At 68.9% G+C, this 24487-nt stretch carries 20 protein-coding genes; 11 read left to right on the top strand and 9 right to left on the bottom strand.

Annotated elements, in window-relative coordinates; all coding sequences use genetic code 11:
- Positions 1–53 precede the first annotated feature (53 nt).
- A complete protein-coding gene (locus ACIBNA_RS13100) occupies positions 54–1562 on the bottom strand; it encodes an N-6 DNA methylase (RefSeq protein ID WP_399165282.1) in 1509 nt (502 codons plus the stop codon).
- A 214-nt stretch (positions 1563–1776) separates the two neighbouring features.
- Positions 1777–2229: an ATP-binding protein gene (locus tag ACIBNA_RS13095; protein WP_399165281.1), complete on the bottom strand. Its 453-nt coding sequence runs from the start codon at positions 2227–2229 to the stop codon at positions 1777–1779.
- A gap of 155 nt (positions 2230–2384) precedes the next feature.
- On the opposite strand from ACIBNA_RS13095, the gene ACIBNA_RS13090 reads away from it, so the two are divergent.
- Entirely contained in the window at positions 2385–3254 is an 870-nt protein-coding gene (locus ACIBNA_RS13090; RefSeq protein ID WP_399165280.1) for a helix-turn-helix domain-containing protein, read from the top strand.
- The gene (locus ACIBNA_RS13085) at positions 3251–3472 is read left to right on the top strand and encodes a DUF397 domain-containing protein (RefSeq protein WP_399165279.1); all 222 of its coding nucleotides are present in this window, start codon (positions 3251–3253) and stop codon (positions 3470–3472) included. The genes ACIBNA_RS13090 and ACIBNA_RS13085 overlap by 4 nt, the downstream gene beginning before the upstream one ends.
- Positions 3473–3537: 65 nt before the next feature.
- Here the strand turns inward: ACIBNA_RS13085 and ACIBNA_RS13080 are convergent, their stop codons facing one another.
- Genes ACIBNA_RS13080 through ACIBNA_RS13070 form a run of 3 tightly spaced genes read right to left on the bottom strand, consistent with a single transcriptional unit; the run spans position 3538 to position 10348 of the window.
- A complete protein-coding gene (locus ACIBNA_RS13080; RefSeq protein WP_399165278.1) occupies positions 3538–5142 on the bottom strand; it encodes an N-6 DNA methylase in 1605 nt (534 codons plus the stop codon).
- An 8-nt stretch (positions 5143–5150) separates the two neighbouring features.
- Entirely contained in the window at positions 5151–6668 is a 1518-nt protein-coding gene (locus tag ACIBNA_RS13075) for a restriction endonuclease subunit S (RefSeq protein ID WP_399165277.1), read from the bottom strand.
- Entirely contained in the window at positions 6665–10348 is a 3684-nt protein-coding gene (locus ACIBNA_RS13070) for a DEAD/DEAH box helicase family protein (RefSeq protein WP_399165276.1), read from the bottom strand. The genes ACIBNA_RS13075 and ACIBNA_RS13070 overlap by 4 nt, the downstream gene beginning before the upstream one ends.
- A gap of 200 nt (positions 10349–10548) precedes the next feature.
- On the opposite strand from ACIBNA_RS13070, the gene ACIBNA_RS13065 reads away from it, so the two are divergent.
- Genes ACIBNA_RS13065 through tyrS form a run of 3 tightly spaced genes read left to right on the top strand, consistent with a single transcriptional unit; the run spans position 10549 to position 14821 of the window.
- Positions 10549–12105 (top strand): TldD/PmbA family protein, encoded by a 1557-nt coding sequence (locus tag ACIBNA_RS13065; protein WP_399165275.1) that lies wholly within the window; start codon positions 10549–10551, stop codon positions 12103–12105.
- On the top strand, positions 12102–13496 hold the full coding sequence (locus ACIBNA_RS13060) for a metallopeptidase TldD-related protein (protein WP_399165274.1): 1395 nt from the start codon (positions 12102–12104) through the stop codon (positions 13494–13496). Before ACIBNA_RS13065 ends, ACIBNA_RS13060 begins: the two co-directional genes overlap by 4 nt.
- 56 nt (positions 13497–13552) lie before the next feature.
- Positions 13553–14821, top strand: coding sequence for a tyrosine--tRNA ligase (gene tyrS, locus ACIBNA_RS13055; protein WP_399165273.1), 1269 nt, complete (start codon positions 13553–13555; stop codon positions 14819–14821).
- 60 nt (positions 14822–14881) lie between these two features.
- On the opposite strand, the gene ACIBNA_RS13050 is transcribed toward tyrS, so the two are convergent.
- A complete protein-coding gene (locus tag ACIBNA_RS13050; protein WP_399165272.1) occupies positions 14882–15157 on the bottom strand; it encodes a GlsB/YeaQ/YmgE family stress response membrane protein in 276 nt (91 codons plus the stop codon).
- 243 nt (positions 15158–15400) lie between these two features.
- Between ACIBNA_RS13050 and ACIBNA_RS13045 the strand changes: the two genes are divergently transcribed.
- Positions 15401–15796 (top strand): DUF3099 domain-containing protein, encoded by a 396-nt coding sequence (locus tag ACIBNA_RS13045; protein WP_399165271.1) that lies wholly within the window; start codon positions 15401–15403, stop codon positions 15794–15796.
- A 216-nt stretch (positions 15797–16012) separates the two neighbouring features.
- A complete protein-coding gene (locus ACIBNA_RS13040; protein ID WP_399165270.1) occupies positions 16013–16231 on the top strand; it encodes a hypothetical protein in 219 nt (72 codons plus the stop codon).
- Here ACIBNA_RS13040 and moaA read toward each other — a convergent pair.
- The 3 genes from moaA to ACIBNA_RS13025 all read right to left on the bottom strand — a co-directional run bounded on the left by moaA (position 16228) and on the right by ACIBNA_RS13025 (position 19367).
- Positions 16228–17217, bottom strand: a complete 990-nt coding sequence (gene moaA / locus ACIBNA_RS13035) for a GTP 3',8-cyclase MoaA (protein WP_399165269.1) — start codon at positions 17215–17217, stop codon at positions 16228–16230. The genes ACIBNA_RS13040 and moaA overlap by 4 nt on opposite strands.
- Positions 17218–17388: 171 nt before the next feature.
- A complete protein-coding gene (locus tag ACIBNA_RS13030; protein ID WP_399165268.1) occupies positions 17389–19014 on the bottom strand; it encodes a cation acetate symporter in 1626 nt (541 codons plus the stop codon).
- Positions 19011–19367, bottom strand: a complete 357-nt coding sequence (locus ACIBNA_RS13025) for a DUF485 domain-containing protein (protein ID WP_399165267.1) — start codon at positions 19365–19367, stop codon at positions 19011–19013. The genes ACIBNA_RS13030 and ACIBNA_RS13025 overlap by 4 nt, the downstream gene beginning before the upstream one ends.
- 256 nt (positions 19368–19623) lie before the next feature.
- On the opposite strand from ACIBNA_RS13025, the gene ACIBNA_RS13020 reads away from it, so the two are divergent.
- The 4 genes from ACIBNA_RS13020 (at position 19624) to ACIBNA_RS13005 (ending at position 24449) form a co-directional block, all read left to right on the top strand.
- The gene (locus tag ACIBNA_RS13020; RefSeq protein WP_399165266.1) at positions 19624–21153 is read left to right on the top strand and encodes a S8 family serine peptidase; all 1530 of its coding nucleotides are present in this window, start codon (positions 19624–19626) and stop codon (positions 21151–21153) included.
- Between the two features lie 59 nt (positions 21154–21212).
- Complete coding sequence (locus ACIBNA_RS13015) at positions 21213–22733, top strand: S8 family peptidase (protein WP_399165265.1); 1521 nt, start codon at positions 21213–21215, stop codon at positions 22731–22733.
- A gap of 77 nt (positions 22734–22810) precedes the next feature.
- Positions 22811–23341 carry a hypothetical protein gene (locus tag ACIBNA_RS13010; protein ID WP_399165264.1) on the top strand — a complete coding sequence of 177 codons (531 nt, stop codon included), beginning with the start codon at positions 22811–22813 and terminating at the stop codon, positions 23339–23341.
- Between the two features lie 52 nt (positions 23342–23393).
- A complete protein-coding gene (locus ACIBNA_RS13005; RefSeq protein ID WP_399165263.1) occupies positions 23394–24449 on the top strand; it encodes a CopD family protein in 1056 nt (351 codons plus the stop codon).
- The last annotated feature ends 38 nt before the right edge of the window (positions 24450–24487 follow it).

The raw sequence follows: 24487 nt of genomic DNA, 5'->3' as shown, positions 1-24487 counted from the left end.
GTGTTCCTGTCCGGCTGGCGACGAGCGGCGAGGAGGGCGCGGGAGCGGGAGCGTCAGCTGAGGGAGTCCAGTACCACCTGGAAGCTCCGCTGCGCGTCGCCGAGATGGTCCACGATCGACTGCGCGATCTCGCGCGGATTGCCAAAGTCGTCGGGCGCGTCGGCGGAGTACGCCTTCAGATCGAGACTGGCGGCGCGGCTGTCCAGTATCCCGCGCACGTCGTCACGGTCGTACCGCTTGAAGCGCGCCGATTCCGTGCGCCCCACGAGCCCCTCGTCTCCGGGCCGGTACGCCTCCAGGAACTCCGCGAAGTCCTCCTCCGTGAGCGGGTTCTCGGTGTCCGTGTGGTGCAGGTCGCGGGCGTCGTACACCCACAGCTCGTCGGTGGCCGGATCGCCGTTCGGGCGCAGGACGGACTTGGTGAAGAACAGCACGTTCGACTTGGAACCGGTGTCGTGGAACATGCCGGTCGGCAGCCGCAGCAGGGTGTGCACGTCGCAGTTCCTCAGGAGCGCCCTGCGGATGGTGGCCGCCGCTCCGCCGTGGAACAGCACACCGTCGGGGACGAAGACGGCCGCCCTGGCCCCCTGCGGCAGGGTGATGGCCAGATGTTGGAGGAAGTTGGCCGGGAGCGTGGCGTTCTGCGCCCAGAAGTCGTCCCGCTGCTCGGTGTTCGCCTCAACGTTGCTCTTGAACGGCGGGTTGCAGATGGCGACGGTGGCGGCCACGTCCCGCTCGTACCGGCGCACCAGGCGTTCCTTCGTGTCGAGCGAGTCCGCGCGCAGTATCGGCGGTACGTCGTGGAACTGACGCCCGGTGTTGAGGAGCACGTTCATCGTCGCGAGGCGGCACATCTGTACATCGATGTCGGCGCCGGCGATGGCGGCGGCGTCCACACGGCCCCCGTGCGCGGCCATCTCACGGTGGGCGGCGATGAGACTGGTGCCGACCCCGACGGCCGCGTCGACCACCCGGTCCCGAGGGGTGAGGGCGAGCGCCCTGGCTATCACGGTGAGCAGGTGGGGCGGGGTGAGGAACTGGCCCGTCTCCCGCTTGGCCCGGATGTCGTCCCGGCAGTCGGCTATCAACAAGGAGAAAGCGGCACCGAGCTCGTCCCGGCGCACGTCCGACCATCGGTACGGGTCGAATTCCTCGACGATCAGCCGTCCGAGATCCGCCATCTTGTCGGCCGGCCAGGGGCGAGAGTCGTGGAAGAGGACACTCGCGATGGCTCGGCGGGGATCTTGCGGGTTCGGCTTGCCGAGTTCGGCCATCAGCCCGGTCAGGGCACGGTGCAGATTCTCACCGCCGGCGAGCACGAGGCTCGGCCAGCTGCCCGCAGGCGCGATCGGCGGGCTCGCGAACATCCCCGTCCGCTGGGCGCGCTCATGGTCGAGCTTCAGGAAAAGCAGATACGCGATGTGCTCGGTGAACTCCAGCCGGGTCAGCCCTTTGAGGCTCGGCTTCTGTTCGAAGAACCGCTGCCAGCGCCGGAAGATCCCGTCTGCCGTCCAGTGCCCCTCCGGCACTCTCGCCCCGATGTTGTCGCGCTCCGTCGCCATGCCCCACCCGTTCTCGAACGTCCCTGTCCGAGTGGATACGCCGACGGGCCACCCCCCTGCTCCGGCAGCGTCGGACCCGGTGACGTAGCGCTCCGAGAACACATCAGAACCGGCCGATCGGGCCGCAGGCGATCAACTCCCTTCCAGGGTAGGCGCAAGGTCGGCATCCGGGGCCCCGAGCAGTACTTTTTTCGGCCTGTCAGACCCCGCCCTCCTACTGAGCCGGAATCCAGCAGCGCACCTGCTTTCCGACCGGCGTCCCCGTGACCCGCCACCCCGGTGCGAGCAGATCGACCAACGGCAGTCCGCGCCCCGACTCCGCCTCGGGGTCGTCAAGACGTACGCCGCCACGCACGGGCAGCATCCGGCGGTACGGGTCGTGCAACCTGACCCGGACGCCTCGCCTCGCGGCATCACCGCACCCGGACGACGTGACCCCCACCTCGGCAACGAGCGGAACGAAGTCACCACACGCGCGGACCGCGTTCCCGCACAGCTCGGACATCACCAACTGCGTCGAGTACACGAGGTCCTCGCCGACCCCGGCGTCGGCGAGCATCTTGGCGATGAGGGTGCGGGTGGCGCGGAGGTGGTCAGGGGTAGCGGTGAGGTGGAGGACGAAGCCGGAGGGGGTGGGGGTGTGGTACCAGCCGAGGGAGTGGGGCATGGGGGCTCCTCTGCGTCGGGAGTGGACTTGCTTCTCCTTACGGTGATTTGAGAGTGGACGCTATCCATGATCACATGCAAGTTTGTCACCCGAAATGATGGATCGAAACTCCTTTCCCCTGGACCTGCAATGCGTCGTGGTGGAAGGCTCAGCGCATGCCAAACGTGCGCCCCGTACCTACCGTTCGCCGTCGACGACTCGGTGAGGCACTGCGCCGGTACCGCAATGCAACTGGGATGAGTCTCGATGCGGCATCCGCGGAACTGGGCTGGCTCGGGCCGAAGTTGTCGCGGATCGAGACGGCCAACGGACACATCCGCCCGGCCGAAGTCGCCCCACTGCTCAAGGTCTATGGAGTAACCGATCCCGATGTCGTGAGCGCCTTGGAAGGGCTGGCCAAAGACGCCCGAAAGCAAGGGTGGTGGCAGACGTACAGCGGGATTGTGGCACCCGCCTACGCGGACTACATCTCACTGGAGTCGGACGCGGAGAGCGTGCGCATCTGGAGCCCTCTACTGGTCCCCGGACTGCTGCAGACCGCCGGATACGCACGTGAGACGGTGGCCGCCAACGCCACCACCCGCACTCCCGAGGAGGTCACCGCGCTGTCCGAGGTTCGTATGGCCAGACAGGCCGTGCTCACCCGCCCGGAAGGTCCATTGAAGTTCTGGGCGGTTATCCATGAGGCAGTCCTGCATCAGCGCTTCGCGGTACGCCCCGACACCATGCGCGAGCAGTTGCGGCGCCTCCTGGATGTGGCGGAGCTGCCCAACGTCACCATCCAGATCATGCCGCTGGCCGCGACTCCGCACCCGGGCGGTGCCGGTGGCTTTAACCTGGTCGGTTTTCCCGGTCCGATGCCGGCCGTCGCTCTCTTGGAAAACCTCATCGGCGCGACTTACGTTGAGGGCGTCGACGAAGTGCAGGTCTTCGCCGATGCCTTCGAGCGCATCGTCGCGGCAGCACTCCCCGTGGATGACTCGATGGCACTCGTCTCACGGATGGAAAAGGAAAGCCGCAGGTGAAGGAGTCAAAGGCCGAGCTGTACGCAGAGGATCTCTCTGCCGTGAACTGGCGCAAGGCATCCGCGAGCGCGGGCGAGAACGACTGCGTCGAGGTCGCCGAACTGCCGCACGGTGCGCGGGCCGTACGTGATTCGAAGAACCCGGAGCGGGAACCGCTGCGGTTCACCGCGTCAGAGTGGGCCGCGTTCCGGGCGGGTGTGATCGCGGGCGAGCTCTGAGCACGGAGAGAGGCGAACAGCGGCGGGCCGGTGGTTCTCGGTGAACCACCGGCCCGTCTACTGCTCTAGTTCTCGTCGGCCGACAGCGGTACGTCCTTCTTCAAGGCGCGGGCCACGGCCGTGAACTGGGCCAGTGCCACTTCGAGTTCGTCGACGATCTCCTGGGCGATCACGTCCGGTGACGTGTACTCCGTGGTCGCGGCGGCATCGGACTTGAGCACCGTGAGATCGAGGTTGACCTTGTCCCGGGCGATCAGCTCGTCGTAGTCGTACGCGCGGAAACGGTCACTCGGGGTGCGCTTGCTGAAGTCCGTGCCGCCGGAGTGGTACGCGGCGACGAAGTCGTCGAGGTGCTGGCGGCCCAGCTGTCGCTGCTTGAGCGTGAAGCGCTGGCCCGTGCGGAAGTCGTAGACCCAGAGCTTGCGTGTACCCGGGCGGCCTCCGGTGCGCTGGCCGGTCTTGTCGAAGAACAGGACGTTGGCCTTGACGCCGTTGGCGTAGAAGATGCCCGTGGGCAGACGCAGCAGGGTGTGGACGTCGCAGAGGTTGAGGAGGTTCCTGCGGATGGTCTCGCCGGCGCCGCCTTCGAAGAGGACGTTGTCGGGGAGGACGAGGGCGGCTCGGCCGTTGGTCTTCAGCAGGTTGTAGATGTGCTGGACGAAGTTGAGCTGCTTGTTCGTCGTCGGTGCCCAGAAGTCGGTGCGGGAGGTGTAGGACTCACCGGTCACCGAGCCGACGCCGAAGGGCGGGTTGGCGAGCACGATGTCGTAGTGCCGCTTCGGGGGGCGGGCCAGGGAGTCCTGGATGGTGATGAGCGGCTTGGCCTCGGAGCTTCCGATGCCGTGCAGCAGCATGTTCATCAGGGCCAGGCGGCCGGTCTCGCGGACGAGTTCGTAACCGGTGATCGCGCCGGTCTGGAGGGCGCGGCCCTTGTCGCCATACAGCTCGTCCTCGTAGTTCTGGACGAGGTGGGCGTGCGCCGCGATGAGGAAGCCGCCCGTGCCGCAGGCCGGGTCGGTGATGGTCTCGCCGGGCCGCGGCTGGACGCAGTCGACCATGGCGTCGATGAGCGGGCGGGGCGTGAAGTACTGGCCCGCGCCGGTCTTGCGGTCCTCGGCGCCGCGCTGGAGGAGGCCTTCGTAGGCGTCGCCCTTGAGATCCTGGTTCTCGGTGGTCCAGGTGTAGGGGTCGATCAGGTCCTTGATCAGACGGTCGAGGACGGCCGGTTCATGGATCTTGTTCTGCGCCTTGGTGAAGACCTCACCGAGCATCGTGCCGCCGCGCTGACCGAGATCCTTGAGGATGAACTCGTAGTGGTCGAGCAGCGCTTCGGCGGACCGGGTCGTAAGGCTCTTCCAGTCCCGGCCCTCGGGGACGAGAGGCTTCTCAGGGGCGTTACGCCGGAAGGCCGCCGGACGGTTGGCGCGCTCGTCGGCCATCTTCAGGAAGAGGAGGTACGTGAGCTGCTCGACGTAGTCGAGGGTGGAGACGCCGGAGTGGCGCAGCAGTTCGCAATACGACCAGAGGCGATTGACGAGGGTGGAGGTGGAGACCGGGGCCGCGGGGGCAGCCTTGGTCCTGGCTTCCGCCAAACGAGAGGCAGGAGTCATGCTGGGTGCCGGGGCCGCGTCAGCGGGATCCTCGGGGGTCGGCTTGTCGGTGCTGCTCATAACCGTGCTCACAGGGGAAGTGCTTCTTGGGTGCCGGAGGGAATCGGTCGGCCGGAGGACTGGGGGGCAGCCGGGGCAGTCGTACGGGATGCACGCTTGCGCCTGGACGGCCTTACCTCGGCAGACCGCTGAGCACGGATCCGGTCGAGGAGGACAGATGCCGGCTCGTCATCGGCGTCCTGGGGCATCAGGGCTCCGGTGAAGGCTGCGTGTAGGAGGGCATTACGGAGCTTCGAAGCCCTCGCCCAGCCGTCAGTCACCGCTTCTCGCAGTCCCCGCAGGTCCTCTTCCAGTTCCTGAACACGAGCAACTATATTCCGCTGCGTACCAAGGGGCGGAATCGGAATTTCGAGGTTTTGAACCTTCCACTTATTAAGCGCCGGCTGATTACCGCCTGAAGCCTCCCTGCGCGTTTCCTCATAGCGAGCCATGAGAAAGTAGTAAACAAACTCGGGCAGGATCGCAGTTTCTGAGACTCGGATCGATGCACAGTTCTGGTTATGTGCCGCAGGAATATCAAGGATTGCCGCCTGACCCCGCGTTCGCCCTTCGCCGATCATCGCAATCATCACTGTTCCGGGCGGATGAATCCGAGCCTCAGGACTTGTGATCGAATCAACCGTGATTGACTCTCTCGTAGATGAAATGCGAGCGAAGGATACCTCGCCACTGCTCACCCAGGGGACATCACCGCCCCAGTAAGCCGAATTGCCGCGTGAGGGAGTTGACCCAACAGCAACCTTAAAAAGCTTTCCTATAGTTGCCCATCGCCATCCGTCGGGGATATCCCAAGGCCCCCCATCCAGGGCAACGGAGTCCGGCACGAGAACCTGCGCATCCCCCTCAGAAAGGTCTTCGGGAGCGAGTTTTCCACGCAAGGCATCGTGAAGGACGGCCTGAAGAAAATGCCCCCCTTTTGCGTCCGCGACACCTAGAGCCCCCTCTCCCGCCCCGATGAACACTAGCTGCTCGTCCAGTTTGGCAACGATGCGGTGCTGTTCGGCGAGAGGCGGTACGGGAACCGCGATCTCCAGGACATCTCGCTCCCGAACCGCGGGATAACTTACTCCACGCTGCTTCTCAACAACACGCGCGATGAACCCACTCGATGAAACCAGATGAAACAGAAAACGGCGATCTATCGCCTCTCCCGCCCGCAGAACACAAAATCCCGTGGAAGCAATCTCACCATCGAACTCTTCGGGAATCCAAGCGATCTTCCGCAAGTATGGTCGAACCGTTGAGAACACCGTATCGCCATGCCTCAAGAGTTGACGTGCGCGACTGGGAGCGGCGTCGACTTCGGTCTCGACAGCACCCACGACCGAAAGAGCGGAAGGATCAATCGATCCAATGTCGACGTATTGAAACGTGCTGCGTCCAAGCTCAGTGGGCAGGACCTTCTCAATTGGCTGGCACAATTCCCCCAACGTCGCCCGCCCCCACCCCACAGGCAGCCCCCCCGCGTCCGTGGCATCCCCCCCGGAGCCCGAACCCCCCGGCCCCGCACCCGAGTCGGTCGTCACGCGCTCAGCTCCCTGTCCAGCTCATTGATGATGTGTTCCGCCCGCGTCCCCCCGAATTCCGCGAGGAATCCGTCCGTTCCGTTGCGCGAGGTGAAAGGGGCATAGTCAAGGTCAGCGGTGTCGAAGCGTACACGCTCGGCGGTCGCCGCGGCGATGCGGTCGAGCCACCAGCGTTGGCGTTCGGTGAAATCCGCGCCCGCCTGTTCCTGGCGGGTGATCCAGGCCTGATAGCGCTCACGCACGAGTTCCTCGTGCGGGCGTGGTGCCGGGGCGCCCTGTGCGGCGCCGCCCGCGAGTTCGTAGCGGAGCAGGGCCAGCAAATCGGAGGCCGTGCGCTTGCGGCGAGCCTCGTCGATCACCGCCTCGCCGACCTTCTCGTACGCCTTCCAGAGTCGGTCCGGGGTCCATGCACGCGGCGGGCGGGCGATGCTGCGGGCCACGTCCTTGAGCCTGTCCATGGCGACGCTGGGCGGCACGTCGGAGCCGGCGCTGAACGCGATGGACATCGCCGCGATCTCGTCACGGTTCTCCGCGATGTACCGGCGCCAGTCGCGGACCGTCTCCTTCGCCGCGTCCTCGTCGTCGACGGCGGCCCCCGCGCGAAGCAGCTCGTCCGTGCCGTTCTCGTCATAGAGGATGTCCTTCGCGCGCCGCATCTCCAGCAGGCGGGCGCGCAGCGGCGGCGTGGCGGCGAGGGGGCGGACGGCCTGCTCAATGAGATCGCGTACCGCACGCTCGGGGTTGCGGCCCGCGTGCTCGGCAGCCTCCCGCACCTCCAGCTGTCGGTCCGCCGAGACGGCGTCGACCATCGCGTGAACGATCTTCTTCAGTTCCAGTCCGCCGCTCAGGCGCTGGACCTCGGCGCGCTCCTCGTCCGTCATCTGGAGGTCGAGTTTGGCGAGGCGGGCGGCGAGGGTGGAGACCTCTTCCTCCTCGATGGTGTTCGCGGCGGTCTTGCGGAGCAGCTTCTCCAGGCTGATCTGTTTGTCGGTGTGGCGTTCCAGCGGTGCCGCGTCGACCTTCGGCTTCTTCGTCACGCCGACCGCGTCGACGATCACAAAACGGGTCTTGGGTCCGACGCCGGGGGTGACCTTCTCGAAGTCGGTGAGGGACAGGGTCCGAGCGCCGCGGCCCTTCATCTGCTCGAAGTACGCCCAGCTCTTGACGTCTCTGAGGAACAGCAGGCATTCCAGCGGCTTGACGTCCGTGCCCGTGGCGATCATGTCGACGGTGACCGCGATGCGCAGCTCCGGGAGGTTACGGAAGGCCGCGAGGCGCTCGGAGGCATTGCGGGCCGCGCTGGTGATCTTCGCGCAGAAGTCGTTGCCCTTGCCGAAGACGTCGCGGACGACCTCGACTATCTCCTCCGCGTGGTTGTCGTTCTTGGCGAAGACCAGCGTCTTGGGCACGTACATCTCGTCCCACCGCAGCGCGCCCGTGGCCGGGTCGTACTTCGCGCGCTCGGGGAAGATCTCCGTGAACAGGCGGTCGTGGAACGTCTGGACGACCGTACGCAGCTGGTCTTTGCTGATGACGCCGACACCGACCTGGTTGGCGCCGTACTCGATGTCCTCCTCGATGTCCTCGTAGCGCTGGCGGCGGGTGCGGCGGTCGCGGACCGGGATGGTGCCGTGCGCGATGACGCCGCCCTCGGCCGTTATCCGCGTCTCGATCTCGTAGACGGAGAAGTCGACGTTGACGCGGTCGGCCACCGCCTCGTGGTAGGAGTACTCGCTGACCAGGTTGCCGTTGAAGTAGCCGAATGTCTGGGCGACGGGGGTGGCGGTGAGGCCGACGATGGGGGCGTCGAAGTATTCGAGGACGGAGCGCCACTTCCCGTAGATGGAGCGGTGGCACTCGTCGACGACGATGAGGTCGAAGGCCTCCGGGGGGATGTCGGCGTTGTAGCCGACCTCGATGCCGCCCGGCACGTCGACGTCGTAATCGATCTCGCCGTCGCCCCGTTCGCTGCCCGGCAGGCTCGCGCCGGTGAGTTCCATGTAGATGCGCTGAACCGTGGAGATGACGACCTTGGAGGAGGCGAACATGCCCTCCGCGCCCAGGCGCTGGACGTTGTAGAGGTCGGCGAACTTGCGGTCGGTGTCGGGGGTCTTGAAGTTCTCGAACTCGGCGAAGGCCTGCACACCGAGGTTGTTGCGGTCGACGAGGAACAGGACACGCTCGGCGCGCGCGTGCTTGAGCATCCGGTACGAGAACGTCACCGCCGTGAACGTCTTGCCCGCGCCGGTGGCCATCTGCACGAGGGAGCGGGACTGCCCCATCCCCTGCTGGCCCTTGCCGAGCGCCACCGAGTCCTCCACGCCGCGCACCGCCTTGATCTGCGCCGGGCGCAGCGGGCGTTCGTCGAGGTCGGGCATGCGCCAGCGCAGCCGGGCCCGATAGCTGGGGGCCTGCTCGTCCTCCTCGGCCTGGCGGACCCAGCGGGCGAGGGTGCGCGGCTGGTGGAAGGAGAAGATGCGGCGGGTACGGGAGTCCGGGTCGAGGACGGACCGGAAGCGGGTCTCGCCGCCGTCGCTCACGTACCGGAACGGGAGCGGGGTACGCCAGGCGTTGAGGCGCTGCTGGGCGTCGGTGAGGTGGTCGGCGTAGCCGTCGGCCTGTGCCTCGGCGGCGGACAGGTCGGCGCCCTCGCGCTTGGCCTCGATGACACCGACGAGTTTGCGGTCGACGTAGAGGGCGTAGTCGGCGCGGCCCTTCGCGGTGGTGACCTCGCGGACGGCGACGCCGTTGCCCCGCCGGTCGCCCTGGACGTGGAGGTTGAGGTTCGCGCCGCCGTTCTGGACGTCCCAGCCGGCCGCCGTGAGCATCACGTCGAGCCGCTTGCGGACCTGCACTTCGGTGAGGGGCTCGCGGGATGCCTGCTCCGCGTTGTCCAGAAGGCGGGCGCGCTCGGCGACGGCGGCCGACGCGGCAGCCCGGTCGGTGGTGTCGGCACGTCGGCGGCCGATCTGCGCGGCCTCGGCGGCGGCCTGGAACTCCTTGAGCTGATGCTGCATGGCCGCGACCGCGCGGACCAGCTCTTCGCGCTCGGCCTGGGCCTGAGCTAGCTCGCGCTCGACGGCAGTCCGGGCGGCCTGCTCGGCCTGGGCCTGGGAAGCCTGGTCGCGGTAGCTGAGGCGGGCCTCTTCCAAATCTTTGCGGGCTCGGGCGACGTCCTGAACCAGGCGCTCGTTTCCGGCGGCTGGGGTGCGGTCAGGGCTGGGTGGCACGAATGGCAATTGCTCGCGCGAGCCGGTGAGCAGCCGGTGGTACCAGGTCCCGAGGCGGAAGCAGGTGCGCAGGGCGCGGAAGGCGTCGTCTGCGCTGTCGAGTCCCGAATGGTTCGCGTCGTTGCCGAGAGTGCGCACCTCGTGAAAGGCGGTGCCCACATCGCCGTGGAGGTACCCCTCCCTGTCCAGTGCCCGCAGCCGATCGAACTGAGTGCCGCCCTCCACCCGGACCCGGGCCCGGCTGACCAGGTCGGCCGCCATGGTCTCCGCGAACTGACGGGATTTGATGAGCGATGTGTTCGGGTCGCTGAAGACATGACTCTCGGCGGCGGTTCCGTACGCGACGAGCAGCGGAAGGTGCTGCAGCAGGAACCCGAAGTTGCGGGACTGCCCGGCCAGGCGTACAAGTCGGGGGTCTGGTGCCTGGGACGCCCCGCCTGCGCTGCTCATGGGGTGGTACCGCCTCTCCGGGAGTTCGAAGGCCGACGCTGCTCGTGCAGCGTGATCGCCCATCGAGCCTAACCGGCGGCCGGTCCTTCTCGCCGGTCTTCGGCACCAAGGCGCCCGTCAGTATCAGGTGGCCACGTCACCTCCCTTGGCGACATAGTTCACTCACCCGGACCGCGCCATGACCGAAGGAGAAGCCGCCCGTGGCCCATGAGATCGATCAATCGTTCCTCGCGCTTCCCCTACGCGCCCTCGCCGACGCGGCCCTCGCACGCGCGCGTGCGCTGGGCGCCGAGCACGCGGACTTCCGGTTCGAGCGGGTGCGAGGCGCCTCCTGGCGGTTCCGGGACGCCAAGCCCGCCGGGTCCTCGGACACCACCGACCTCGGGTACGCGGTACGCGTCGTGCACGGCGGGACGTGGGGTTTCGCGTCCGGTGTCGACCTCAGCCTGGACGCCGCCGCCAAGGTCGCAGGGCAGGCCGTGGCGATGGCCAGGCTGTCCGCCCAGGTGATCAAGGCGGCCGGGTCGGACGTGGGGGCACCTCCCACGCCTTTCGGGCAGTGGGGGAGCGTCGAGCTGGCCGACGAGCCGGTGCACGCCGAGAAGACGTGGGTCTCGTCGTACGAGATCGATCCGTTCACCGTGCCCGACGAGGAGAAGGCCGGGCTGATCGCGGACTGGAGCGCGCGGCTGCTGGCGGCCGACGGGGTCGACCATGTCGACGCCTCGCTGCTCACCGTCCACGAGAACAAGTTCTACGCCGACACCGCCGGGACCGTGACCACACAGCAGCGGGTGCGGCTGCACCCGGTGTTCAACGCCGTGTCGGTGGACGAGTCGAGCGGCGAGTTCGACTCGATGCGCACGCTCGCGCCGCCTGTGGGACGCGGCTGGGAGTACCTGCGGGGCACCGGCTGGGACTGGGAGAGCGAGCTGGATCAGATCCCCGGACTGCTCGCCGAGAAGATGCGCGCGCCGAGCGTCGAGGCGGGCCTGTACGACCTGGTCGTCGACCCGTCCAACCTGTGGCTGACCATCCACGAGTCCATCGGGCACGCCACCGAGCTGGACCGGGCGCTCGGTTACGAGGCGGCCTACGCCGGTACCTCCTTCGCCACCTTCGACCAGCTGAACAAGCTGCGCTACGGCTCGGAGCTGATGAACGTCACCGGCGACCGCACCGCCGAGCACGGGCTCGCCACCATCGGGTACGACGACGAGGGCGTCGAGGCGCAGTCCTGGGACCTGGTGAAGAACGGCACGCTCGTCGGCTACCAGCTGGACCGGCGGATCGCGAGGCTGACCGGCTTCGAGCGGTCCAACGGATGCGCCTACGCCGACTCCCCCGGGCACGTGCCCGTGCAGCGCATGGCCAACGTGTCGTTGCTGCCGGACCCGGCCGGGATGTCCACCGAGGACCTGATCGGCGGCGTGGAACGGGGCATCTACGTCGTCGGCGACCGGTCCTGGTCGATCGACATGCAGAGGTACAACTTTCAGTTCACGGGTCAGCGCTTCTACCGGATCGAGAACGGGCGGCTCGCCGGGCAGCTGCGGGACGTGGCCTACCAGGCGACGACGACCGACTTCTGGGGCTCGATGGCCGCCGTCGGCGGGCCGCAGACCTACGTCCTGGGCGGTGCCTTCAACTGCGGCAAGGCCCAGCCGGGCCAGGTCGCGGCCGTGTCGCACGGCTGCCCGTCGGCCCTCTTCAAGGGCGTCAACATCCTCAACACGACCCAGGAGGCCGGTCGATGAGCGCGCGCACCAGCAAGCCGCACGAGGTCGTCGAGCGCGCCCTCGAACTGTCCCGGGCGGACGGCTGTGTCGTCATCGCCGACGAGCAGTCCACCGCCAACCTGCGCTGGGCGGGCAACGCGCTGACCACGAACGGCGTCACGCGCGGGCGCACGCTCACCGTGATCGCCACCGTCGACGGCAAGGAGGGCACGGCCTCGGGGGTCGTGTCCCGGTCCGCCGTGACGGCCGACGAGCTGGAGCCCCTGGTGCGGGCCGCCGAGGCCGCCGCGCGCGGCGCCGGGCCCGCCGAGGACGCGCAGCCGCTGGTCACGGGCGTGGCGCAGGCGCCGGAGTTCACGGAGGCGCCCGCCGAGACCTCCTCCGCCGTGTTCGCCGACTTCGCTCCGGCGCTCGGCGAGGCCTTCGCACGCGCGCGGGCGGGCGGCCGGGAGCTGTACGGCTTCGCCAACCACGAACTGGTCTCGACGTACATGGGGACGTCCACCGGGCTGCGGCTGCGGCACGACCAGCCGAACGGGACGCTGGAGCTGAACGCCAAGTCGCCGGACCGCACCCGGTCCGCCTGGGCCGGCCGCTCCACGCGGGACTTCAAGGACGTCGACCCGGCGGCGCTGGACGCGGAGCTGGCCGTGCGCCTCGGGTGGGCCGAGCGGCGCGTGGAACTGCCCGCGGGCCGGTACGAGACGCTGCTGCCGCCGACGGCCGTCGCGGACCTGCTGATCTACCACATGTGGTCGGCGTCGGGCCGGGACGCGGTGGAGGGCCGCACGGTGTTCTCCAAGCCGGGCGGCGGTACGCGGGTCGGCGAGAAGCTGACCGACCTGCCGCTGACACTGCGCAGCGACCCGAACGAGCCCGGCCTGGAGTCGGCGCCCTTCGTGATCGCGCACTCCTCCGGGGGCGACCAGTCGGTGTTCGACAACGGACTGCCGCTCGCGGGCACCGAGTGGATGAGCCGGGGCGAGCTGCGGCACCTGACGACCAGCAGGCACAGCGCGGGCCTGACCGCGCTGCCGGTCGCCCCGGGGATCGACAACCTGATCCTGGACGGGGGCGAGGACCGCTCGCTGGAGGAGATGGTCGCGAGCACCGAGCGGGGGCTGCTGCTCACCTGCCTGTGGTACATCCGGGAGGTCGATCCGGCGACGCTGCTGCTCACCGGTCTGACCCGGGACGGCGTCTACCTGGTCGAGAACGGCGAGGTCACCGGCGAGGTGAACAACTTCCGGTTCAACGAGTCGCCGGTGGGGCTGCTGGGGCGGGCCACCGAGGCCGGGCGGACGGAGAAGACGCTGCCCAGGGAGTGGAGCGACTGGTTCACCAGGGCCGCGATGCCTGCGCTGCGGGTCCCGGATTTCAATATGAGCTCTGTCAGTCAGGGCGTATAACCTCGTAGTCGGCTGTCACCCGACTGCCCGAAGATCATCGAGGAGACACGAGAACCGTGACGGACATCGTCGACGAGCTGAAGTGGCGCGGGCTGTTCGCCCTGTCCACTGACGAGGACGCTTTGCGCAAGGCGCTCGCGGACGGTCCCGTCACGTTCTATTGCGGCTTCGACCCGACGGCGCCGTCGCTGCACGTGGGGCACCTGGTGCAGGTGCTCACCGTGCGCCGGCTCCAGCAGGCCGGTCATCGGCCGCTGGCGCTGGTCGGCGGTGCCACGGGCCTGATCGGCGACCCGCGTCCGACCGCGGAGCGCACGCTGAACGACCCCGAGACGGTCGCCGGCTGGGTCGGCAAGCTGCGCTCCCAGATCGAGCCGTTCCTGGACTTCGAGGGCGAGAACGCGGCCGTCATGGTCAACAACCTCGACTGGACTCAGAACCTCTCCGCGATCGAGTTCCTGCGGGACATCGGCAAGCACTTCCGCGTCAACAAGATGCTGACCAAGGACTCCGTCGCCCGGCGCCTGGAGTCCTCCGAGGGCATCAGCTACACGGAGTTCAGCTACCAGATCCTCCAGGGCATGGACTTCCTCCAGCTGTACCGGAGGTACGGCTGCACGCTCCAGCAGGGCGGCAGCGACCAGTGGGGCAACCTCACGGCGGGCCTGGACCTGATCCACCGGCTGGAGCCGGACGCCACGGTGCACGCCATGGCGACACCGCTGATGACCAAGGCGGACGGCACCAAGTTCGGCAAGACCGAGGGCGGCGCCGTCTGGCTCGACCCGGAGATGACGACGCCGTACGCGTTCTACCAGTTCTGGCTGAACGTGGACGACCGGGACGTCTCCAAGTACATGCGCATCCTGTCCTTCCGTTCCCGCGGGGAGCTGGAGGAGCTGGAGGAGCAGACCGAGGAGCGTCCGCAGGCCCGTGCCGCGCAGCGGGCGCTGGCCGAGGAGCTGACGACGCTGGTGCACGGCGCCGACCAGACGGCCGCCGTGATCGCCGCGTCCAAGGCCCTCTTCGGTCAGGGCGAGCTGGCGGAACTCGACGAGCGGACGCTGGCCGCGGCCCTGTCGGAGGTGCCGCACATCCAGGTCGCCGAGCTCGGCCCGGTCGTCGACCTGTTCGCCGAGGTCGGCCTGGTGGCCAGCAAGTCGGCCGCGCGCCGCACGGTCAAGGAGGGCGGCGCCTACGTGAACAACGTCAAGGTCGCCGGCGAGGACGCGGTCCCCGCCAAGGAGGACCTGCTGCACGGCCGCTGGCTGGTGCTGCGCCGGGGCAAGAAGAACCTGGCGGCGGTGGAGGTCACCGGCGCCTGAGGGCGCGAGGCAGGGGGCGGTCTCCGGTGACGGAGGCCGCCCCCTTCGCCGTGTGCCCCGTTATGCCCTTCGTTTCTTGCCCCGGACCGCCGTGTACGCCCTGTCGCCGATGGCGACGAGGACGATCGCGGCCACCAGTTGGAACAAGTGCCGCCACCAGTCGATGCCCGAGGTGGCGTCCACACCGGCCGCCCGGGCGACGGCGTTGCCTCCGATGGCGCCGAGCATGCCCAGAATGACGGTCAGCCACAGGGGGACGTGCTGCTTGCCCGGAATGATCGCTTTGGCGAGCAGACCGAGTACCAGTCCCACGATGATCGCCCACAACCAACCCATCGCTGCCTCCTCGTACGGCTCGACCTGAGCACTACGCCCAGTGTCGGTCCAGGTGCCCTACGCCGCATGCCGGGGATGGCCGTACGCCGCACGGCTCAGGCCGTTCGCCCGGGCCGGACCGGCCCCGCTCTCGTAGCCGGCGCAGGCGCGGCGTAACGTGGAAGCCGTCCTGACCGGGTTCCCCGACCGGCCCAGGGCGGCTACGGGGCGGGGAGATCCGATACGGGCGGATGGTGGAATGCGATGCGGAAGCGGCATGACGGCGGACACGCCGAGGTTTTCCGGATCACCGGCGCCCGGGCCGGGCTTCAGGAGGACGTCCGCGGGCGGCAGCGCCGGTACGTGATCTCGATGACGGTCCGCACGATCTCCGTGATCCTCGCGGCCACGTTGTGGAACGTCGAACGGCACGTCGCCGTCGTGGCGTTGGTGCTCGGGCTGGTGCTGCCGTACATCGCGGTGGTGATCGCGAACGCCGGGCGTGAGAACGCGCCGTCTTTGCCGTCGACCTTCGTGGCGCCGCCGGTGCGGCCGATGATCGCGCCGTCGGGGACGCAGGACGGCCCCGCGGAATCCGTCGCGGAAGACGCCGCGTCCGGGACGGTACCGGGGGCGCGGACCGAGTCGCAGGAGCGGTAGGGGCGCTCGCGGGCGATCACAAACGGAGGTCATCGCCCCGTCAAGCTCAAGAAAAGCTCAGATCAATCATGTTGTTCAGGTGCCGGGCTCGGGGTTACCCGTGACATACTTCGTACGCGCTCCGCATCCCCCGTCGGAGCGACGGACCGACGCCGGGCAGCTCCCCCCGTGGCTGCTCGGCGTCGCCTTTTCTGTGTGCAGTGGTGAGACGAAGCTGTGAGTGACGAGACGCCCATCTGTTCCGCGAAGGGCTGCCGTGCGGATGCCGTGTGGGTGCTGGCGTGGAACAACCCGAAGATCCATACGCCGGAGCGGCGCAAGACGTGGCTGGCCTGTGAGGAGCATCGCGAGCATTTGTCGCAGTTCCTCGGGGTGCGGGGGTTTTTGAAGGACGTGGTTTTGCTGAAGGAGTGGGAGTCCTCGCAGAACCTCTAGCCGCCGATCGCCGACATGGGCCGGTCCGGCTGGACGAACGTCGGGTCGTCCAGGCCCGCTCCCGCCTTCTTGCCCCACATGGCCAGCCGCCAGATGCGGGCGATCTCCTCGTCCGGGGCGCCCGAGCGCAGGGCGGCGCGCAGGTCGGTCTCCTCGCGGGCGAACAGGCACGTGCGTATCTGTCCGTCGGCCGTCAGACGGGTGCGGTCGCAGGCCGCGCAGAACGGGCGGGTGACGGAGGCGATCACGCCGACGACATGCGGGCCGCCGTCGACCAGCCAGCGCTCCGCCGGTGCCGAGCCGCGCGCCTCGTCGCCCTCGGCGGTCAGCTCGAAGCGCGTGCGCAGGGAGGTCAGGATGTCCCCGGCGGTGATCATGCCGTCGCGCTTCCAGCCGTGCTGGGCGTCCAGGGGCATCTGCTCGATGAAGCGCAGCTCGTAGTCGTGCTCCACGGCCCAGGCCAGGAGATCGGGGGCCTCGTCGTCGTTCAGGCCCGGCATCAGGACCGAGTTGACCTTGACCGGGGTCAGGCCCGCGTCGCGCGCGGCGTGCAGGCCCTCGATGACGTCCTTGTGGCGGTCGCGGCGGGTGAGGGTCTTGAAGACGTCCGGGCGGAGTGTGTCCAGGGAGACGTTGACCCGGTCCAGGCCTGCCGCCTTCAGGGCCGTCGCCGTGCGCTTGAGGCCGATGCCGTTGGTCGTGAGGGACATCTGAGGGCGCTGGTCGAGGGCCGCGACGCGCTCGACGATGCCGACCAGGCCGGGGCGCAGCAGGGGCTCGCCGCCCGTGAAGCGGACTTCCTCGATACCGAGGGACGTGACCGCGATGTCGATCAGGCGGACGATCTCGTCGTCCGTGAGCAGGTCCGGCTTGGCCAGCCACTGCAGGCCCTCCTCGGGCATGCAGTACGTGCAGCGCAGGTTGCAGCGGTCTGTCAGCGAGACCCTCAGGTCGGTGGCCACTCGGCCGTAGGTGTCGATGAGCACGTGGGCCCCCTCCCTCGACGCGGATCGTGCCCGGAGCCCTGTTTCTCCGGCACCTGTGAGCCTACGCGACACCACTGACAAGACCACAGACCCGATCCCACGACGCGGGACGCGGCCGCGCCGCAGGGACCTGGAGGTTCCTACGACGCGGCCGCGTGCGGGGGTTCGTGCTCAGTGGGCGCCGGTGCCGGTCAGGGACCGGACCTCCAGCTCGGCGAACTTCTTGACGTCCGGCTCTTCCTTGGACAGGACCGTGCCGAGCCAGCCCATGAGGAAGCCGAACGGGATGGAGATGATGCCCGGGTTCTTCAGCGGGAACCAGGCGAAGTCGACGTCGGGGAACATCGCCTTGGGGTCGCCGGAGACGACGGGCGAGAACAGCACCAGGCCGACGGCGACGATCAGACCGCCGTAGATCGACCACAGGGCGCCCTGGGTGGTGAACCGCTTCCAGAACAGGCTGTAGAGGATCGTCGGCAGGTTGGCGGAGGCCGCGACGGCGAAGGCGAGCGCGACCAGGCCGGCCACGTTCAGGTCGCGGGCGAGGGCGCCCAGGCCGATGGAGACGACGCCGATGAAGACGGTCGCCCAGCGGGCCGCGCGGACCTCTTCGGCGCCGGAGGCCTGCCCCTTGCGGATGACGTTGGCGTAGATGTCGTGCGCGAAGGACGACGACGAGGCGAGGGTGAGTCCGGCGACGACCGCGAGGATCGTCGCGAAGGCCACCGCCGAGATCGTGGCGAGCAGGATCGCGCCCCAGGTCGAATCGACGCCGCCGAGGTGCAGGGCGAGCAGGGGTGCCGCCGTGTTGCCGGACGGGTTGGACGCGATGATCTCTTCCTGCGAGATGAGCGCGGCGGCGCCGAAGCCGAGCGCGATCGTCATCAGGTAGAAGCCGCCGATGATGCCGATGGCCCAGTTCACGGACTTACGGGCGGCCTTGGCGTCGGGCACCGTGTAGAAGCGGATCAGGATGTGCGGCAGGCCGGCGGTGCCGAGAACCAGGGCGATGCCGAGGGAGATGAAGTCCAGCTTGGAGGTGCCGGTCGCGCCGTACTGGAGGCCGGGCTCCAGGAAGGCCGCGCCCTTGCCGCTGTTCTCGGCGGCCGTGCCGAGCAGGTCGGAGATGTTGAAGTTGAACTTCAGCAGCACCAGGAAGGTGATCAGGAGGGTGCCGCCGATGAGCAGCACGGCCTTGATCATCTGGACCCAGGTGGTGCCCTTCATGCCGCCGATGGAGACGTAGACGATCATCAGGACGCCGACGAGGGCGACGATGAGGATCTTGCCCGCGTCGGAGGTGATGCCGAGCAGCAGCGAGACGAGGACGCCCGCGCCGGCCATCTGCGCCAGCAGGTAGAAGATCGACACGACGATCGTGGACGTACCGGCGGCGGTGCGGACCGGGCGCTGGCGCATGCGGTACGCGAGCACGTCACCCATGGTGTAGCGGCCGGAGTTGCGCAGCGGCTCGGCCACCAGGAGCAGGGCGACCAGCCAGGCGACCAGGAAGCCGATGGAGTAGAGGAAGCCGTCGTAGCCGAAGAGGGCGATCGCGCCCGCGATGCCGAGGAACGACGCGGCCGACATGTAGTCGCCGGAGACGGCGAGGCCGTTCTGGAAGGCGCTGAACTGGCGTCCGCCGGCGTAGAAGTCGGCGGCGTCCTTGGTCTGGCGGCCCGCCCAGATGGTGATGCCGAGGGTGGCCAGGACGAACAGCGCGAACAGGGTGATGATCAGCGGGCGGTGCTCGCTGGCCTCGTTCGCGGCGAGAAGGGTCTGCTGTGCGGTGCTCATGCGCCGCCCTCCATCCGGGTCTTGATGGCCTCGGCCTTGGGGTCGAGATTCGCGGCGGCGTGCTTCGAGTACCACCAGGCGATGAGGAACGTGGTGACGAACTGGGCGACGCCGAAGACGAGGGCGACGTTGATGTTGCCGAACAGCTTGGTGCCCATGAAGCCGCCCGCGTAGTTCGACAGCAGGACGTACAGCAGGTACCAGGCGACGAAGCCGACGGTCAGCGGGAAGGCGAAGGAGCGGAAGGAGCGGCGCAGTTCACCGAACTCCGCGCTCTCCTGCACCTCGGTGAACTCCTCGGGTGAGGGGAGTTTGTGTTGCTCTTTCGAGGGGGGCGGTGCGTCGGTGGCCACGGAGCGTCTCCTCGCGATTACGGAAGCGGTTTATTAAGGGGACGGAGGCGAGTGTCCTCGCGCTCCTTGTCCAACGTCACGGCGGCACGCGAGAACCGGTTCAACCGCCCGGCGTTCTTTCCGAAGTCGTTTCGGCAAAACATTGCTGGCCAGCGAGAGCGCGGGATAGCTTCGCCCTGCACCATCTCGTCATGTACCTGCCCGAGCACCACCTGTGCCTCGGGCCGGTTTCGTTTCCGGAGGATGTGGAGACCCCATGTCTCATCTGCGTTCCAGACGCCGGCTCGCCCTTGCCGTGCCCGTCGTACTGTCCCTGACGGCCTCGCTGGGCTTCCTGCCCGCCGCCGCGTCGGCGGCCCCGCGCGCCGAGTCGGCCGCGCAGACGGCAAACGCGCCGAAGCTGGCGTACGTCGTCAACACAAAGGTGGACCGTCGCACGATCGCGTCGGTGAAGAAGGCGGTCGGCGCGGCCGGCGGCTCGGTCGTGGCCACGTACGAGCGAATCGGCGTGATCGTCGCCCACTCCTCGAACCCCGACTTCGCCAAGACCATCCGCACGGCGCGCGGGGTCCAGTCGGCGGGTGCAACGCGGACGGCGCCGCTGACCGCCGCGGGGACAAAGGAAGAGGGCGCCGTCGAGTACCTGACAGCCGCCCAGGCAAAGCGCACCGAGGCCGCCTCGGCGAAGACGCCCGAGAGCGAGCCCCTGGAAGCGGACCAGTGGGATCTGCGCGCGATCGGCGCCGACAAGGCCGCGAAGATCAACCCGGGCAGCCGCAAGGTGACCGTCGCCGTGATCGACACCGGCGTCGACGACACCCACCCCGACATCGCCCCGAACTTCTCCGCCTCCCAGTCCGCCAACTGCGCCGGCGGCAAGCCCGACACCAGCCAGGGCGCCTGGCGGCCGTACACCCCGGAGGACTACCACGGCACGCACGTGGCCGGTGAGATCGCCGCCGCGCGCAACGGAATCGGCGTGGCGGGCGTCGCACCCGGTGTGAAGGTCTCCAGCATCAACGTGACCGACCGGGCGAGCGGTCTCTTCTACCCGGAGAGCGTGGTGTGCGCCTTCGTGTTCGCCGCCGACCACGGCGTCGAGATCACGAACAACAGCTACTACGTCGATCCGTGGCTGTACAACTGCATGGACGACCCGGACCAGCGGGCCATCGTCGACGCGGTCAACAGGGCGCAGCTGTACGCGCAGAAGAAGGGCACGCTCAACGTCGCCGCGGCGGGCAACTCCAACCACGACCTGGACGCGGACGCGATCGTCGACGACTCCAGCCCGAACGACACCACGCCCGTCGAGCGCACCATCGACCCGCACGAGTGCTTCGACATACCGACCCAGCTGCCGGGTGTCGTCACGGTGAGCTCGACCGGCGTCGACAACGAGAAGTCGTACTTCTCGACGTACGGCAAGGGTGTCGTCGACGTCGCGGCGCCGGGCGGCGACCGGCGCTACCAGATACCGGACACGCCCTCGAAGGACGGCCGCATCCTGTCCACCATGCCGAACGGCGCGTACGGCTTCCTCCAGGGCACCTCGATGGCCTCCCCGCACGCCTCCGGTGTGGCCGCGCTGCTGAAGTCCAAGCACCCGTGGGCGTCCCCGGCCCAGCTTCAGGCGATGCTGAAGGCGCAAGCCGACCGGACCGCCTGCCCCGAGTCGTACGACCAGGACGGTGACGGCACGCAGGACGCGGTGTGCGAGGGCGGCGAGCGCGTCAATGGCTTCTACGGGTACGGCATCGTCAACGCGCTGCGCGCGGTCAAGTGACGCGCGCTTCCCAGACCTCCCGCACAGTCCGCCCGTACCGCGAACGAACTGGAGACACCATGACAGCGCCGCACGCGCGCTACCGCCGCGCCGTCGCGATCCCGGCCGGGATGGCCATGGCCACGGCCCTGGCGTTACTGCCGAACACCACGGCCACGGCCGCCGACGAGGCGCCCGCGGCGGTCTCGGCCGACGCGACCTCGCTCAGCTACGTCGTCAACGTCAAACCGGGCCACGGCGCTTCGGCGTACGTGAAGAAGGCCGTCGGCAAGGCCGGCGGCACGATCGTGACGTCGTACGACCAGATCGGCGTCATCGTCGTCCACTCCACGAACCCCGACTTCGCCAAGACGATCCGCACGGTCCGCGGCGTGCAGTCGGCCGGCGCCACCCGCACCGCGCCGCTGCCCACGGCGGTGACGGCCGACCTGGGCACGCCGAAGGCGCTGAGCGCGGCCGAGGTCGCCAGGGCCGAGGCCCCCGCCGGACAGGACCCGCTGGAGCCCCAGCAGTGGGACCTGCCCGCCATCAAGGCGGACAAGGCGCACGAGAAGTCGCTGGGCAGCAAGAAGGTCACGGTCGCCGTGATCGACACCGGCGTCGACGACACCCACCCCGACATCGCTCCCAACTTCGACCGCGGCGCGTCGGTCAACTGCGTGTCGGGCAAGCCGGACACGTCCGACGGGGCCTGGCGGCCGGGCGCCTCGGAGAGCCCGCACGGCACGCACGTGGCGGGTGAGATCGCCGCCGCGAAGAACGGCGTCGGCATGACCGGTGTCGCGCCCGGGGTGAAGGTCTCCGGCATCAAGGTGTCCCACCCGGACGGCTTCTTCTACACGGAGGCCGTGGTGTGCGGCTTCGTGTGGGCGGCCGAGCACGGGGTGGACGTGACCAACAACAGCTATTACACCGACCCGTGGTACTTCAACTGCAAGAACGACCCGGACCAGAAGGCGCTGCTTGACGCGGTCACCCGGGCCTCGCGGTACGCGGAGAAGAAGGGCGCGGTCAACGTCGCTGCGGCCGGCAACGAGAACTACGACCTCGCGGCCGACGAGATCACCGACCCGTCGTCGCCGAACGACTCCACGCCGGGCGAGCGGGTCGTCGACCCGTCCGAGTGCCTCGACATCCCGACCCAGCTGCCGGGCGTCGTCACGGTCGCCTCGACTGGCGCGAAGGGCATCAAGTCGTCCTTCTCCAACTACGGGCTGGGCGTCGCCGACATAGCCGCCCCGGGCGGTGACTCGACCGCCTACCAGAAGCCGGAGCCGCCTGCCACGAGCGGGCTGATCCTTGGCACGCTGCCGGGCGGCAAGTGGGGCTACATGGCCGGTACGTCGATGGCGTCCCCGCACGTCGCGGGCGTCGCGGCCCTCATCAAGTCGACGCACCCGTACGCCACTCCGGCCCTGGTGAAGGCCCTCCTGTACGCCCAGGCGGACGCCACGCCGTGCACGGACCCGTACGACATCGACGCCGACGGCAAGATCGACGCGGTGTGCGAGGGCTCGAAGAACCGCAACGGTTTCTACGGGTGGGGCATCGCGGACGCGCTGGACGCGGTGACCAAGTAGAGCTCGTGTGGAGGTAGTCCGGGCCGGGCGGGGGCACCCGCCCGGCCCGCTGCGTCCTGCTGGCAGGATTCCTTGTCATGGCCGTGTACGAAGACACCTCGACCTGGTCCGCCGAACCGGTAAGAGCGCGGTGGCAGTTGGCCCTGCGGTTCGTGGGGAGCATCGTCTGGTTCCCGGTGGTGTGTGTGCTGTGGGTGGCGGTCATGATTCCGTTGTTCGTCGTCGGCATGTTCGCCGACGGGATCGCGGCCGTCAGCAACAGCTTCGAGCGCGCCTACATGAACTTCTTCGACACGACGCTGGGCCGCGTCGCGCGCTTGGCCTCCTGGTGTGTGACCTGGCCGGAGCTGCGCCACGAGGGTGACACCGACTACTACAAGGCCCGCGTGGACAAGGCGGTGGGGAACTGGACCGCCCGCGCCTCGGCGCCGATCGAACCGAAGAAGGCGCGGCCTCCTGTGGAGTGCGAGATACCGCTGCGCGACTACCGCGGCGTCGGCGGATGGTACGTCGCCGAGGTCGCGCTCGCACAGGGATGGGAGCTGCGGCCGACGGACGTGGGCAAGGAGGTGCGGCTGTGGTGGTCCGCCGCGTCGAAGGCCGACTGAGTTCGTCCTCCTGGACTTGCCCAGCCGTGTGAAGGCTGGTGAAGATCTTGGGGTGACCTTGACAAGACCCACCCCCGGGGTGGCCGACGCGCGTGAGCCCGTGCGGGGCGGCGGTGCGGGCCGGGCCGTCGCCGCCCTGGTGCTGGTGGCACTGGCCGCTCTCATCCCGCTGCTCGGCCCGTCCACCGCGCTGCACGGCACCGGGGAGGCCGTCGCACCCGGCGCCGGCGGCCTGGCCCTGCTGCGCGCGGTGCTGTTCGCGGCCCTGTGCGTGCCGATCGGCGAGCTGTTCGTGAACCGGCTCGCGCGTTCCGTGCCGGGAGCGGTGGAGGGCGCGGAGGCGGGCACGGCGGAGGCCACCGGCCGGCCGGTCGCGCCCCGCAGTTGGTCAGCGATCGCGGCCGCCGCCGGTTTCGTCGCCGCGCTCGGGCTCGCCTCGGTCGTGGCCACGGGCAATCTCGTCCCTGACCGCCTGTCGGACATCGACGCCGGCGGGCTTTATGCGTCCCGGGACGGCAAGATCGCCCTGCTGGAGGTCAACGCGTTCCTCGTGGCGGGGTTGTGTGCCCTCTCGCGCCGGCCGGCCACGCAGCTGTGGCCGCTGGCCGCCGTGGTGGTCGCCGAGGCCCTGCGCGCGCACCCCGCGACCGAGCACACCCCGCTGACCGGCTCCGGGCTGACGCTCGTCCACTTGACCTGTGCGGCGCTGTGGGTGGGCGGTCTGCTGCACGCGCTGCGCACGCAGCGGCTGTGGCACGGCCGGTACGGCACGGAGGCCGGCGCGGCCCTGCTGGGTCTCTACGCGCGCGTGGCGGCCGTTCTGCTCGCCGCCATCACCGCGACGGGCGTGTGGAGTTCACTGCGCCGGATGCCGCCGGAGACGATCCTGGAGCAGCTGACGGCGACGGCGTACGGGCGTGCCCTGCTCGCCAAGGTGCTCCTGGTGGCCGCCGTCGCCGCCCTCGCCCTGTCGGCACGGCAGCGGCTGCGCCGGGCGGCCGACCCGCTGACCGCCTGTGCGCCGGCGCGGGTGGAGGTGGTCGCGCTGGGCCTGGTGGTCGCCGTGTCCGGGCTGCTGACGGCCCTTCCCCTCCCCATCCGCTGGTGACGTTCCCCATCCGCTGGTGTTCCCCATCCGCTGATGAG

Source organism: Streptomyces sp. NPDC050164 (assembly GCF_044459945.1).
Taxonomy (GTDB): domain Bacteria; phylum Actinomycetota; class Actinomycetes; order Streptomycetales; family Streptomycetaceae; genus Streptomyces; species Streptomyces coeruleorubidus_A.
The sequence above is the reverse complement of the archived record's forward strand: the minus strand, read 5'-3'. Positions and strand labels throughout refer to the sequence as shown.